The 255-nt window shown below is 31.8% G+C and carries 1 protein-coding gene; it reads right to left on the bottom strand.

Annotation, left to right across the window (positions count from 1 at the left end; translation table 11 throughout):
• On the bottom strand, positions 1-255 hold a 255-nt coding region (locus G9H65_RS13335; RefSeq protein ID WP_166375823.1), incomplete at both ends, for an integrase core domain-containing protein.

Here is a 255-nt window from a genome sequence, read left to right as displayed (position 1 = left end):
ATAGTTTTTTTTCAAAAGCAATAGGTGACATTCTATTTAACTCAATATGAGGCTTTTCCTGATTATAAAGTGATACTGCTCGGTCAACTTCTTTGACCAGCATTTCGAAATTATGGATTTTTCGATGTCGTAAATAATTGTTTTTTATAATTCCATTGATACGCTCTGCTTTCCCATTTTCCCAGGGGTATTTACACATACTGTTTTTAATTCCTCGTTTTTGAGTAATTCGTAAAAACTCCTTGGCATAATATT

This window comes from Aquirufa ecclesiirivi (genome assembly GCF_011250515.1).
GTDB lineage: Bacteria > Bacteroidota > Bacteroidia > Cytophagales > Spirosomataceae > Aquirufa > Aquirufa ecclesiirivi.
The sequence above is the reverse complement of the archived record's forward strand: the minus strand, read 5'-3'. Positions and strand labels throughout refer to the sequence as shown.